This is a genomic window from Chitinivibrionales bacterium (assembly GCA_014728215.1).
Lineage (GTDB): Bacteria > Fibrobacterota > Chitinivibrionia > Chitinivibrionales > WJKA01 > WJKA01.
On record WJLZ01000008.1, the window covers coordinates 21470 to 35134 of the forward strand.

At 44.6% G+C, this 13665-nt stretch carries 11 protein-coding genes; 4 read left to right on the forward strand and 7 right to left on the reverse strand.

From position 1 onward, the window contains the following. Positions 1-10 precede the first annotated feature (10 nt). Positions 11-580, reverse strand: coding sequence for an anthranilate/aminodeoxychorismate synthase component II (locus GF401_00555; GenBank protein ID MBD3343534.1), 570 nt, complete (start codon positions 578-580; stop codon positions 11-13). Between the two features lie 254 nt (positions 581-834). On the opposite strand from GF401_00555, the gene GF401_00560 reads away from it, so the two are divergent. Continuing rightward, a complete protein-coding gene (locus GF401_00560; protein ID MBD3343535.1) occupies positions 835-2574 on the forward strand; it encodes a protein kinase in 1740 nt (579 codons plus the stop codon). A 10-nt stretch (positions 2575-2584) separates the two neighbouring features. Here GF401_00560 and trpE read toward each other — a convergent pair whose 3' ends face one another. Continuing rightward, on the reverse strand, positions 2585-4060 hold the full coding sequence (trpE, locus tag GF401_00565; GenBank protein MBD3343536.1) for an anthranilate synthase component I: 1476 nt from the start codon (positions 4058-4060) through the stop codon (positions 2585-2587). Between the two features lie 6 nt (positions 4061-4066). Next, the gene (locus GF401_00570) at positions 4067-6733 is read right to left on the reverse strand and encodes a valine--tRNA ligase (GenBank protein ID MBD3343537.1); all 2667 of its coding nucleotides are present in this window, start codon (positions 6731-6733) and stop codon (positions 4067-4069) included. Positions 6734-6925: 192 nt separating this feature from the next. Between GF401_00570 and GF401_00575 the strand changes: the two genes are divergently transcribed. After that, the gene (locus GF401_00575) at positions 6926-10597 is read left to right on the forward strand and encodes a protein kinase (GenBank protein MBD3343538.1); all 3672 of its coding nucleotides are present in this window, start codon (positions 6926-6928) and stop codon (positions 10595-10597) included. A gap of 87 nt (positions 10598-10684) precedes the next feature. Here GF401_00575 and GF401_00580 read toward each other — a convergent pair whose 3' ends face one another. Both GF401_00580 and GF401_00585 read right to left on the reverse strand, forming a co-directional pair. Continuing rightward, positions 10685-11080, reverse strand: a complete 396-nt coding sequence (locus GF401_00580; protein MBD3343539.1) for a hypothetical protein — start codon at positions 11078-11080, stop codon at positions 10685-10687. 19 nt (positions 11081-11099) lie between these two features. Continuing rightward, positions 11100-11327, reverse strand: a complete 228-nt coding sequence (locus tag GF401_00585; GenBank protein MBD3343540.1) for a hypothetical protein — start codon at positions 11325-11327, stop codon at positions 11100-11102. A gap of 471 nt (positions 11328-11798) precedes the next feature. Here GF401_00585 and GF401_00590 point away from each other — a divergent pair, with 471 nt between their 5' ends. Then, on the forward strand, positions 11799-12275 hold the full coding sequence (locus GF401_00590; GenBank protein MBD3343541.1) for a hypothetical protein: 477 nt from the start codon (positions 11799-11801) through the stop codon (positions 12273-12275). A gap of 8 nt (positions 12276-12283) precedes the next feature. On the opposite strand, the gene GF401_00595 is transcribed toward GF401_00590, so the two are convergent. Further along, positions 12284-12481 (reverse strand): hypothetical protein, encoded by a 198-nt coding sequence (locus tag GF401_00595; protein ID MBD3343542.1) that lies wholly within the window; start codon positions 12479-12481, stop codon positions 12284-12286. 204 nt (positions 12482-12685) lie between these two features. On the opposite strand from GF401_00595, the gene GF401_00600 reads away from it, so the two are divergent. Beyond that, positions 12686-13297 (forward strand): MarC family protein, encoded by a 612-nt coding sequence (locus tag GF401_00600; GenBank protein MBD3343543.1) that lies wholly within the window; start codon positions 12686-12688, stop codon positions 13295-13297. Between the two features lie 70 nt (positions 13298-13367). On the opposite strand, the gene GF401_00605 is transcribed toward GF401_00600, so the two are convergent. Further along, positions 13368-13664, reverse strand: coding sequence for an aminotransferase class I/II-fold pyridoxal phosphate-dependent enzyme (locus GF401_00605; GenBank protein ID MBD3343544.1), 297 nt, complete (start codon positions 13662-13664; stop codon positions 13368-13370). Position 13665: the final 1 nt, after the last annotated feature.

Below are 13665 nucleotides of genomic sequence, written 5' to 3' on the forward strand. Positions count from 1 at the left end.
AGAAGCCATGTTATTTGAATGTTAATAAAAAGTTTTTAAGTAACGACTTTCCGGGTTCGGTCAAGATCGATTCCGGATGAAACTGGATGCCTTCAACCGGATATTCCTTATGGCGGAGCCCCATAATAATTTTATCTTCAGTTTCGGATGTGATATCAAGACAGTCGGGTAAACTCTCCCGTTCAACAATCAGGCTGTGATAACGGGTCGCGATAAACGGATTAGGGATATCGGTATAAATGCCTTTGCCATTATGTAAGATTTTCGATACTTTTCCATGCATCAGGTAGGGAGCACGAATGACTTTGCCGCCGTAGGCTGCACCGATAGATTGATGCCCCAGGCATACTCCGAGGATAGGTGTTTTCGGGCCGAGTTTTTGCACTGTTTCTACCGAAATGCCGGCTTCTTTGGGAGTACAGGGGCCGGGGGAAATGATTATGCCTGCAGGATTGAGTTTTTCAATCTCATTCACTCCGATCTTATCATTCCGGTATACCTGGATATCCTGATAAAACTCACCAATGTACTGAACCAGATTGAAGGTAAAAGAATCATAATTATCGATAATCAGCAGCATAGAAAGGATCCTTGATTACAATGAACCCGAGTGTCTCATGTGTCTGATTTCCGGTGCAAGAATGTCTGGTTACACCCGGCATACACCGACACAGAAGAATTTATTATTATTGTACAAAATATTTTCTTGCGCCGTATCTTGTCACCTTACCCCGGCAAATACCCTGCATTTGAATTCTTACCTCATTTACGGTTATTTTTATCCGGTAATGTTGCCTTTGTATTTATCTCAATTAATATACCTTCTACAAGAACATGACTGTAAATAACGAAGAATTCTATCTCCCTGCTGTTGGGGAAAGAATCGGAAATTTGAAGATAACGGGGACCATAGCTTCGGGTGGTATGTCGATTGTTTTCAAGGCGCTGCATGAGGAGCTGGAAGTCTTTCGGGCGCTTAAAATCCTCAAACCGGGGCATAAGCCGGAGAGCAGGAAAAGAATACAGACCGAAGCCAAAATCGCAGCCAATCTGAAACATCCCAATATTGTTCAGATCTACGGTGCATCATTATGGAGCGGTACACTGCCGTATATTGAAATGGAGTATGTTGACGGTATTTCTGCATATACATTTATTGCAAAAGCCGGAAGGGTCCCCTGGATTGTCGCTGCATCCATTACAGCAATAGTGTGCAGAGCATTAAAATATGCTCAAGAACGGAATATGACCGTCTATGGCAAAAATTATCAGGGACTCGTTCACCGGGACATAAAGCCGGCCAATATTCTCCTGTCTAATTCCGGTGAAGTAAAACTGGCGGATTTTGGAATCGCGTTACCGGGAACTGAAAGTATCCATACTACCGGGGCAACAGTTATGGGGACAGCTCCTTATATCAGTCCCGAGCAGATTGACGGCAAACGTCTTGACCGTCGCACCGACATTTATTCTCTGGGTGCAGTGCTGTATGAAATGATAACCGGGACAAAGGCTTTTCCGGAGAAAGCAATGTCCAAGCTGATCCGGGACAAGCTGCAAGGCTCCTATTTTCCTGTTCAGGGATTGGAACCCACGCTGCCCTCCGCAATGGTTCAGGCTATCGACAAAAGCCTTCATCCGGAAAGAGAAAAGAGATTCTCCTCTGCTTCCGAATTCGAAAGTATACTTGAATCATGTATTGCTGCAGAATCCGATTTGCCCGTCGATGATATAGTTTCTCGATATATAAAGAACAGAGAAGAAAAATCGGTGACTCAGACAATAGTCAATGCCGGCCGTGTACAATCAAGAAAAATTTTCCTTCCGGCGGTTATTGTAAGCGCCGGTACTCTCCTCGTTCTTGGAATACTGGCTTTTCATTTTTTCAAAGATGAAATTTCATCAGGACCTTCTTCCGAAGGAGTCTCTCCAGCCATTAAAGAAAGCATTGGAAAGAATAAGGTAAATAAAGGAGTGCCGGCGACAAAGAAGAGTGTCCGCCCCCGAAAAGAAGTGTTGATCGATTCTGTAAATGATACCACTGCCGCAAAAGAAATTCCTGAGCACTCAGAACCAAAGCTCGATCATGGAATAAAGGCTTTTCATAAAGGCGATTACCGGAAGGCTATTGATATCCTGCAGAATTTTACGGTGAGTCAAACCGGTCACGATTCCGAAAACAGGATACGCTTATTGCTTTTTGAATCATATCTGAAAGTCGGGGACTATAAGAATGCAAAGCAACTTTCGATAAACAAATCTATTGACGATGGGTATTTTTATCTATTAAAAGGAAAGCTTTATCATGCTCTGGGCGACACTAAGCCGGCGGAAAAATATTTTTTGAAAGCACAATCAACTTCTTCAATAATGGGGCCGAAAGTGCTCCCTGAAGCGGTCTATTTCTGGGCGCTTAATCGCGATGTGGCGTATAAAAAGAAACCGAATGTGGAAAACAGAAACAAAATGATACTGGCCTGGAAAAAATTCCATCAGGCTTTTTGCAATCGTTCCGGCCATGCCTCACATTGTTCTGAAGCCAGGGAGCGACTGAAAGAACTGAATGCGCTCTAATCGGCTCTCGCTATTTTTCGCCGATAATTTCACGGGCATTCCTGATTGCAGTAAAGAGTGCCATGGCCTTATTTACCGTTTCATCATATTCCCGCCACGGAACTGAATCGGCAACAATACCTGCGCCGGCCTGAATATAAGCCGTGTTGTTTTTGTGGAGAATAGTCCTGATTATAATACAGGAATCAAGATTGCCGCTGAAATCGATATAGCCCAGCGCGCCACCATAAATACCTCGGCGCAGTGTTTCGAGTTCGTCGATAATTTCCATGGCTCTGATTTTTGGTGCGCCCGAAAGCGTGCCCGCAGGAAAGCAGGAAAAAAGAGCATCCAGTGCATCACATTCCCTTTTCAATGTGCCGGAAACATTGGTCACAAGATGCATGACATGAGAATATTTTTCGATATGGATCATATCTTCGGCTTTAACCGAGCCGAATTCACAGACTCGTCCGAGATCATTTCTTCCTAAATCGACCAGCATAACATGCTCGGCAATTTCTTTCGGATCCTTTTTCAACTCTTCGGCAAGCAGATCATCCTCATGTTCATCTTTGCCCCGGGGGCGTGTTCCGGCAATTGGCCGGGTTTCAACCACGCCGTCTTCAACACGAACAAGCATCTCCGGTGAGGCGCCGATAATTGATGCATCACCACAGGAAAGGTAATACATATAGGGTGAAGGATTTACGGTTCGGAGTATCCGGTATAAATCGAAGGGGTCCGATTTTACCCCAAGAGAGAATCGCTGGGATAAAACGACCTGAAAAATATCCCCGGCTCTGATATATTCTTTGCATTGCTCGACCGCCTTTTCGTATTCCTTCCGCTCAAAGTTTGATTCAGGCTCATCGATCTGTTCTATTGAAATATGCGAGGACGCAAGGCGGACAGCCATTTTATCCTGTATTTTTCCAAGACGATATACTGCGTCTTTGTATACACTCTCGAAATCATCATTCGAATCGGTAAAAATATTGGCGATAAGCAGAAGTTTATGCTCTTTATTGTCGAATACGATAAGATCCTTGTAAAAACCAAGAAAAATATCATCACAAAACGAATCGTCGGGATTGCTGTCGGGGATATTCTCCCGGAGTCGAACCGAATCGTAGGAGAAAAAACCGACCGCACCACCACAGAACCTCGGGAGCCCGGGAACAGCCACCGGTTTGAAGCCGGCCATTATCTCCCGGAGTTTTTCGAGCGGACGATCATCACCATGTTCATTATATTCACCGGTAAATTCCCAGGAACCCTTGTTAACCTTAAAGGTCATAAACGGGTTGCCACCAATAAAAGAATAGCGCGCAACAGTATCATTGCCGGTAACACTCTCTAAGAGAAAACTATAAGGCTCATCCCGAAACAGTTTCAACCATATCGACACGGGGGTTTCGGTATCGGCAAGAATCGTTGTGTATAAAGGGATAATATTGCCCCTGGAGGCAAGTTTTTCGGCATCGGCTAATACAGGAAGTATCATAGTTTCTTATTCTTTCATCGATTCGAGGCTTTTTTCAAGTTTTTCTCGTGTTTGAATAAAACTGTCATATTTCTCCCGCTCCCGATTGATAACCTCCTGAGGAGCTTTCTGGATAAAAGATTCATTTTGAAGTCGCTTGCCGGTGCTGTCGGCAAGTTTGCTTACCCGTTCAATTTCTTTGGCAAGTCGGTTTATCTCCACCTGTCTGTCAATGAGGTCTTCAAGGAGGAGGAATACTCTGCAGCCTTTTACGACATTCTGGCCTGCAAATGACGGTTTTTTTGCTTCAGGATCGACCGTTGTCTCCGAAAGACGGGCAAACATGTTTATCATGTCGCTTCGGCTTGCCAACTGTTTGGCGGTTTCCTTGTTATCGGGAATAATTACCGCTTTACCTTTCTTCTCGGGCGGAACATTGTTTTCGGATCGTATCGTACGTAATGCGGTAATTATCTCTTTCAAAAGATCGAACTCACCTTCCAATTCGAGATTGATACGGGGTGCTTCACATTGAGGGAAGGAGGATTTCATGATAAATTTGTGGTCGATAACTTCAGGATAGGTGACTTTTTTTCTCATTGCGCCCCAAATCGCTTCGGTGATAAAAGGCATGACCGGATGCAGCATCTTCAGAATATGAGCCAATACATAGCTGCACATCTGAATTGCGTTATTGGTGCGATGAGGATCTTCCTCCTGATAAAGATCGGTTTTTTTCATTTCGATATACCAGTCGCAGAATTCATGCCAGGTGAAATCATAGATTAAACGGCATGTTTCATTAAACCGGAATTCTTTAAGCGCTTCCTCTACCGATTCGATAGTACGGTTAAGCCTGCTGAGTATCCAGCGATCTTCAGCTTTCAGATCGTTATCGGGAATCATCCCGGAAAAGACCATGGGTTGTTCGATATTGCTTAAAAGAAACCGGGAGGCGTTCCAGAGCTTGTTGCCGAAATTACGGCCGATATCAAATGTGTCATTGGCAAGGAAGACATCCGCGCCCTGAGCGGTAATCATGATAATGGAAAATCGGAGTGAGTCGGCTCCGTAGTTATTAATTATCTCCAGGGGATCAATTGCATTCCCCAATGATTTACTCATTTTTTTGCCGCTTTTGTCTCTGACTGTTCCATGGAGAACAACGTCGGTAAAGGGAAGTTTATTGGTAAAGTAGAATCCGGCCATGATCATACGAGCTACCCAGAAGAAAAGAATTTCGGGCGCAGTTGCCAATGTATCGGTCGGGTAGAATTTTGTAAGGGTTTCGGTCTCTTCGGGCCATCCCATTGTTGAAAAGGGCCAGAGCCACGATGAAAACCATGTATCGAGTACATCTTCATCCTGTTTAAGACTGGTTGATGAGCATGAGGTGCATTGCTCAGGGGTCTCCTCGGCAACAATCATTTCATTACAGTCATCGCAATACCAGACCGGAATACGATGTCCCCACCAGATTTGACGGGAGATACACCAGTCTCGAATGTTTTCCATCCATTCGAGATAAGTTTTTCGCCAGCGTGAGGGGTAAAAGGTGATTTTATTGTCCAGCGCCGCTTTGAGTGCGGGTTCCGCAAGAGGTTTCATTTTCACGAACCACTGATCAGAGTAATATGGTTCTACGACCGTATCACACCGGTAACAGTGGCCGACCGCGTGCTGATGGTCGGTTGTTTTTTCAACCAGACCCAGTTTCTCGAGGTCTTCAACCACCACTTTACGACATGCGAATCTGTCGGTGCCGATATACTTTTCGGGGATAGGACCGCGCATCATACCGGATTCATCCATGACTACAATGGGTTCCATGTTATGGCGAAGACCCATCTGGAAATCGTTCGGATCATGAGCCGGCGTCACTTTGACCGCACCGGTGCCGAATTCCTTATCGACAAAATCGTCCGCAATAACCGGAATTTCACGATTAACCAGGGGAAGAACAAGTTTCTTTCCGATCAGGTCTTTATAACGGTCATCCTTGGGATTTACCGCCACAGCGGTATCGCCGAGCATGGTCTCGGGACGAGTAGTGGCAACGGTCACACTGGTAGCGCCCTCTTTGGCGGGATATTTAAAATACCATAATTTGCCTGCGGTTTCCTGATGTTCAGCTTCTTCATCGGACAATGCTGTTTGACATCGAGGACACCAGTTGATGATATATTTGCCACGATAAATAAGGCCGTCGTTATAAAGGGTAACAAATACTTTCCGTACGGCCCGGGAGAGACCTTCATCCATGGTAAATCGTTCACGGTCCCAGGCGCATGATGATCCCAGTTTTTTCAGTTGTCCTGTGATTGTGGCATGATATTCATGTTTCCATTCCCATACCCGTTTGATGAATTTTTCTCTTCCCAGCTCGTGGCGGGACTTTTTTTCTGTGCGGGCAATCTGCCGTTCAACCACATTCTGGGTGGCAATACCGGCATGATCGGTCCCGGGGAGCCAGAGTGATTCATATCCGCTCATCCGTTTCCACCGGGTTAATATGTCCTGAATCGTATTATTCAGCGCGTGTCCCATATGGAGAATGCCGGTTACATTCGGCGGCGGAATTACTATTGAATAAGGCGGCTTTGAAGAATGCTCATCTGCGGCAAAAAGCTTGTTGCCGGTCCATTCGGCATATATTCGTTCCTCCACGGCGGAGGGATCGTAGGTTTTATCCATCAATGACTCCCGAAATCGTGATATATGATAATAAAGAATATCCTAAAATAATAACTGGAAATTGCGAGAGTATGAGTTGAGCGGGCGATTTTGAGGAAGAATATTCGATTGAAAAAAATACCCGGTTAATGGAAATTGTATTTGTCAATTATGTATATTACAAAACCTTTTATTTGATGATGTCGAATAAAAATGAATTCAAATAAGAAAAATAACCAAAACACAAACGACAAATTAATGCCGGATCAGAAGCCTGAGCGTTATATTGGGCAAAAAAGCAGTCTTTCTATTGCCGGTATAAATAAAACGATTCGCCTCGATCCCTATGAGGCACCTTCATCCATTCATGAAAATTCTTCGGAAAAAACCTCCCAGTCTGTTGAATCACTTCATATTCCGGAAAATATCCCGCAAAGCTTAAAATCGCTTCGCTATGAAATTATCCGGGAAATCGACAAAGGAGGGATGAGCAAAATATTTGAGGCCCGGGACCAGGATTTAAATCGAACCATTGCACTCAAGAAGCTTATTGATGATTCCGATCCCAGGTGGCGAAGGCGGCTTATTGAAGAGGCGCAGATTGCCGGGCAGCTCGAACATCCGAACATTGTACCTGTCCACGAGTTGGGAATCAGTCGTGACGGCTCTCTTTTTCTCACCATGAAAATGATTAAAGGGACAAGCCTCAAGGATGTTTTTGAACAGCTTCGGAATGTTCGAAAAGGTGAAAAGTCGCCCTGGAAGCGGGGGAAGCTGCTCAGCATCTTTATCAGCATCTGCAATGCAATTGCTTTTGCCCATCACCGGGGCGTCATTCATCGCGATCTGAAACCCTCGAATATAATGCTTGGTGATTTCGGCGAAGTGCTTGTGATGGACTGGGGGCTGGCCAAGGTCATAGGAAAGTACAAGGCCCGAAGAAAAAAAAGCAACCCGGCGCCGGAGTACGCCCAGACCCGTCAAAGTGATACCCGGTATGATCTTGCCGACAAGAAATATGTTCGTCATTTTGAAAACCTTCGGGCGCAGGGGGTATCTGATGATGAAACGATTCATGGGAGTGTCCTGGGGACCCCGGCCTATGTCTCTCCCGAACAGGCGCGGGGTGAGATAGATAATATCGATGAGCAGAGCGATATCTATTCTCTGGGCGCTATTCTGTATGAAATGGTTACACTACGGCGGCCGGTTGAAAAAGATGATGTCCGGGAGATGCTTCTGGATATAAGTTGCGGTGTATTAATTCCTCCCGATCAGCGGGCGCCGGAGCGCAGTATCCCGCGGGAGCTGATAGCAATCATTAATAAAGCGCTCGCGCCGAGAAAAGAGTACCGCTATGCCGATGTCCTTCATCTGCAGAAGGATGTTCAATTGTTTCTGGATAATAAAAAGGTAAGTGTGAAGCACGACAGTATCTGGGAAACTGCAGTCAAAACGGTCAAACGGAACCGCAAAACGAGCATTGTGTCCGGTATTGCGGCAGGCGCACTTTTTACTGTTATTACAATTTCAATTATAATAAACAAACAGGCGCATCGCCTTACGGAAGAAGCTTTTAACGGTTTTACAAAAGAGCACCAGGCGCGTGAGGCAATGGTCCGTAAAGACCTGCAGGAACGATCCCCGGTGTGGAAACTGATTTTGAATGAAGATTTTTCGGACAGCGGCTGGAAAGATGAATTCGATATTATTTACGGAAGATATATAAGCCGCAACGGGAAAGTTTCCTTTCAAACGCTCGATCCGGATTATGAGCGTCGGGATGGAGTTTTATTGCTTCGTAACGGTACTCCTCAGGTGCTGGCTGTCAGACAATCGATGAAAGGAAATATCGCCCTGGAATTCGATTGTCGCCTGGTATCCGAACATGTTAATTCAATCGGGTGCTTTTTTGACGGTGTCCGGCAGAATAATCCGAAAAATGTCGCCTACTCGGGTTACCGAATCGAATATGGAGGATATGACAACAGTAAAAATTTCATTACCCGTGGAGGACAGATAATCTGGGAGGAATTCGACTCTCCGCTGATTAATGACCATTGGTATCATGTCAGAGCCGAACGAATCGGAAAACGTATCAAACTGTTTGTTGATGGTGATCTGGTTATTGATGTTATCGACAGCAGTCAGATTTACGGCGCCTATCAGGGAACTGTCGGTCTTTTCAATTATGGCTCTCATGTGGTGTTTGATAATGTCCGGGTTTACAGGATGGGGCCTGCGATCAGAGAAAACCTTCTGGATGTAGCCAATAGGTATGTGCATGAAAATGACTATGGGACCGCAAAAAAAATCTATACCGATATTATTCAGTCAAATATCGACCCGAAACGGTTACATGCTGCAAGAAAAGGGCTGGTGCGTATTGAAAAAATAATCAACTTACGAAAAAAACTTCCCCATATAATTCGCAAACTTAACAATGAGCTGGTTGATGAATCCCCAATGGTGAATATCGTTAATAATGGTCTTTCACTGGATATATCGGGTAAAGTCGGTTTGTTGTCGCTCGAACCTTTACGGGGTCTGCCCTTTGTACAGCTTACCCTTACCGAGTGCATGCGTATTGAAAGTCTCGAACCGCTTCGGGGAATGCAACTGGAGGAACTCAATTTATCGTATACCGGTTCATATAAAAATCTCGAACCGATTGCAGACGCACCGGTAAACAAGCTTGTAATGAATTATTCATCGGTGGAGGATTGCCGGCCGGTCGGACGCCTTCCGGTTACTCATCTGGAACTCTGTTTTTCGGATTGCAGCACATGGAATTTTCTATCCCGCCTTGATCTGGAAATATTGCGTATTAGCTGGGCTGATCTGGGCAATCTCGAATTGTTGCGTTCGATGCCATTGCGAAAGCTAACGGCATCTCACTGCAACATTGAAAATATCGGGGTATTAAAACAGATGCCTCTGGAGGAGTGCCACCTTGCGGGCAACCCAGTTTCCGATTTAACTCCTCTGGCCGATAAGCCACTGAGGGTGCTCGATATAAGTGAGACCGCCGTATCCGATCTTTCGCCGGTAAAAAAAATGCCTCTGAAAAAACTCAGATGCGCAAAAACTCCATTGAGAAGAATTAATGCATTAAAAAATATTGAGGATCTCAGATATCTTGATATTTCATTTACCGGCATTTCCGCTATACGATCCCTGGAAGATCTTCCCCTCAGAGAGCTTCACATGGATTTCTGTCCTATATACAATTTTGAACCTCTGAAAAACATGCCGCTGAAAATCGTCGGGTGCGAAGGAATTCCACTTTCCCGGAAGAATATCGCTATCTTGAAAAACCTGCCCCTTAAAGAATTATCACTCTCACTCCTGGATCCTGCTTCATCTGCCCTAATCGATTCTGTGGAAGGGATCGGTTATATAAACGAACATCGCCGAGCATACGTAAAAAAATTACTCCCTGCACTACAGGATACATCAAAAGTATTTACCCGGAACAATTCTCCGCTCTATGCATCAGGTAAGGTAAAGGGCGATACGCGTTATTTGGCTATTCCTGTAAGAATGACCTGGGAGGAGGCCCTCGCGTTTTGCAGGAAACACGGTGGCACATTGGCCTCGGCGGCATCAAATCTCGAAGTCTACAGGCTCAGTAATTATCTTAAAAATGTCTGTAAAGCAGGTACCCGCTATCATCTGGGGCTGCGAACAGTCCCGAACACTCATGAACTGCAAAATGCCGAGGGTAAAACCTGTACCTACGAGCGATGGGCGAGCAAAAATGTCCGGAAAAGAACCATGGAGAACCACCAGTCGGTTACCCTGACTTCCAGGGCTCGGCTGTATGATTTCCGGTGGGAACCGGGGGATAAATTCGAACGAGCGTATTTCATAATCGAATGGTGATATTATCAAATACTCTATCGATCGTCATGTCTCAGGGAATGCCGGCGATCTGTAGCAGAAAAGCAGGACACACCCGACACTGCCGGCTCATCCGATAGTAATCCCAAGGGGAATATGCCCGTTGCCGTATATACTGCACATTGGGCAGTTCCATTCTGTCCCGACAGCTCTTTGGGGGTGAAAGGTATTCGGATTATTTTTAATTCCATGGCAATGATAAAATACGCATTGAAGATTAAATGCTTCTTCCAGCGAGGATGCGCAGGAGTACATGAAACGATATTTGCCTTTGTTGCCGTTTTTTTCATTGCATGCGGCTAAAAGCGCTCGCTGAATATCCGAATTTGAACGTTGTATGCGGCAGACTTCCCATGTGGTCCCCGACTTTTTGGTAAGGACGTATGCACCGGGTGTTTTTCCGGCAACTGTTTTCAGGATGGTCTTTCGATCAAGCGAATACGATTTTTCGCTTACTGTGTCCATAGTTTACAGCTCCGGTACTCTAATTAGCCCGATTGCTTTTTGAATATCCTATGGTGTCGCAAGTGCTGATATTATTTATATCTGAGGCCAGGTGAATATGTTTTAATAAATGCTTCATATCGGTATCGAAATCAAGCTCCGAATAACGCCTGTCGCTGCGGATATTGCTGATTATTTGTTCTAAATCAAAAAATGCTTCTTCAAGCTGATATCGTATCCGGTCCCTGTTCATACGCTCATAGATCAAAATAAAGGGTTACTACTTAGTTATAAAAAGCACAGATCCTTCAAGCTTCGAGCCCGGCAAGTCGGCAGGAAGTTGAAGGATCCATGCCCAATTGAAACAATCATGACCATTATAATGATAAGTCTTGAGCCGGGAAGAATCAATAAGTGTTGACAAAATACTGTACAACAAGGGGCGGAAATGGTGGTGGCATGGTTGACTTGTAGAAGCGAATAAAATAGACAAAAGCGATGGGAATACATAGAGAAAAAAACATGTCAACTCTTTTTTTTAAAAAGTGTACAATTTTTATTGTACGCTTTTTTTATGAAGAGAAGAAAAAACGCCGCCAAATTTACGTTTCAGACACGGTGATTTTGCCTGCAGGGATTTGTGATGCGGGTTTTTGAGTGGCGGAGTAATAGAGTGACATCATGTCCATGTAGTATATTTCCATCTACCGGAAACTGCACTATTGATCGAAAGTCAGGTATGGAAAGAAAAATAATCAAGCTGCTGTTCCTTGTTTCAGCGATATCCCTAACATTCTGGGGCTGCGTTGATGATAATCCAACAGGTCCGTCAGCAGGTGGTATTGTCGGAAGATGGCGAACCGATTATCAGGATCCCGAATATCCGGATTGTGATACAATAACCAGAACGCTCATTTTCGATTCCGACAATACATTCGAAATTGAAATGTATTGCAAATATTCGTATTTCTATTCGGGGCCTGATGATAACGGGGGCACCAGGGAGATGGATCTTTTAATAACCGAAGGAACCTATTCCGCAGGCAAAGATATGATTACCTTGACTGTCACCGACAAATATTATGCCGACTTCGATAATCATACTCGCACCCTTGTTTCAGGGGGGTCAAATACTTCCTCCTACAATTTTTCACTAAATAGCAGTAAGTCTCAACTCACCTTTAACGGCCGGGTATACGATAAATCCGAGTTTTAAGTAAATAATTACTTTCTCTTATTCTGATTTTCCTTTTCTTCCCTTTCAACCCAGATGTCATCTCCGCCAAATTCCAGGCAGCACGAGCCCATGATTTCAAAGCATTCTCTGCACAACCATGCACCAGAGTCGGCCTGGATAGCCCCTTCACGCCCACAACGGGAACATTGGGGGGTCTTTTTGTCCGAATTATTTTTAGCGCTCATAATTATTCTTCTTTCTTTTAAATTGCAGGTTTTTTTATAATGATAAAGAATGCAAATGTTGTGCCTGAGGAATGCATGGAAAAACCAAATATATATGGGCAGATGAACGTAATGTAAGCCTCTGTTCCTTGACAATAATTTCTCGGTATGAGATTATTAGATTTGTTACCGGCTTTCGCCACAAAGAAATAGTAGATAGGGTCTATGAACGAGTTTTTAAAATCTATAGCATTACTGGTAATGCTTCTCAATCCATTTTTGTTGATCATCTACATAATTGATGTAGTACAAAAACATAAGAAACGGCAGTTTTGTCACATTTTAACACGTGCCGGATTGATCGCCGGCGTAGTTTTTTGCCTTTTTTCTATTCTTGGTGACGCCGTTTTTTCCGACATTGTGAATGCCCAATTCGCCTCATTTCAGATATTCGGAGGATGCGTTTTTCTTATAATCGGATTGCAATTTGTTTTTCGTGGTCCCGCAACGCTTGAATTTTTACGGGGCGAGTCTGAGCACCTCGCAGGAGCGATTGCAATGCCCATCCTGATCGGGCCGGGCACAATCAGCGCCAGTGTCCTTATCGGCAAACGCCATGATCCTCTGACTGCCTGCACTGTGGTTCTCATTGCCGTTGTCATATCTGTTACCATCATGATGTTACTCAAAATAGTCCACGATTTTGTGCGCCCACGGCGGGAACGGTTAATCCATCGCTATATTGAAGTTGCCGGGAGAATTACCGCACTCTTTGTCGGAACCGTTAGCGTGGAAATGATTATGGTAGGTATTCGTTCGTGGACAGAAAAATTTTAACCCATAAGAGTAGTTGCCCGGCTTTCCCGGTATGAATGAAGAAATATTTAGCAGCGAAGTTCTCGGCGGGTTACTTCTGCAGTGCCCGAAGCACAACGCTCATTTCCTCATCCGTAAAGTCTACGTGAACCGAAAAACGTACCCGTGCCGTTCCTTGTGGAACGGTTGGCGGTTTGATTGCCGGAGCTTTGATCCCCTCTTCCAGTAAATGTCCGGCCATATCAGTGGCGGTTGATGAATCGCCGGTTATTACAGGGATAATCTGAGTAGTTGAATTAAATGTATTAAAACCTCGTTTGTTTAATGCCACGCAGAAGGTTTTGGCTGTGATCTGAAGTTTTTTACCCATGGATGGATTATTTCTGATA